1 protein-coding gene is annotated in these 455 nt (G+C 62.9%); it reads left to right on the plus strand.

Annotated elements, in window-relative coordinates; translation table 11 throughout:
* Window positions 1-455 (plus strand): beta-ketoacyl synthase N-terminal-like domain-containing protein (locus BST12_RS29490; protein WP_139802100.1); only part of this gene is annotated, 455 nt, incomplete at both ends.

A 455-nucleotide genomic window follows, 5' to 3' on the forward strand; every position in this document is an offset into this window, starting at 1 on the left:
GTTCCCGGGTGGGGTGGATGGCCCGGAGGGGTTGTGGGAGGTGGTGGTTGAGGGTCGGGATGTGATCTCGGAGTTCCCGGGGGATCGGGGTTGGGATGTGGAGGGTCTTTATGATCCTGATCCGGATCGGGTGGGGGCGTCGTATACCCGTTGGGGTGGGTTTGTGGAGGGTGTGGCGGATTTTGATGCGGGGTTTTTCGGGATTTCCCCGCGGGAGGCGTTGGCGATGGATCCCCAGCAGCGGGTGTTGTTGGAGACGGCGTGGGAGACCTTTGAGTCGGCCGGGATTGATCCGGGTTCGGTGCGTGGTAGTGACATCGGGGTGTTCGTGGGTGCGACTTTGTCGTTGTATGGGGCGGGTGGCGCCGCTGATGCTGGGGTGGAGGGGTATTTGCTGACTGGTACTGAGGCCAGTGTGGTGTCGGGGCGGATTGCGTATGTGTTTGGGTTGGGGG

The organism is Mycobacterium angelicum, from assembly GCF_002086155.1.
GTDB lineage: Bacteria > Actinomycetota > Actinomycetes > Mycobacteriales > Mycobacteriaceae > Mycobacterium > Mycobacterium angelicum.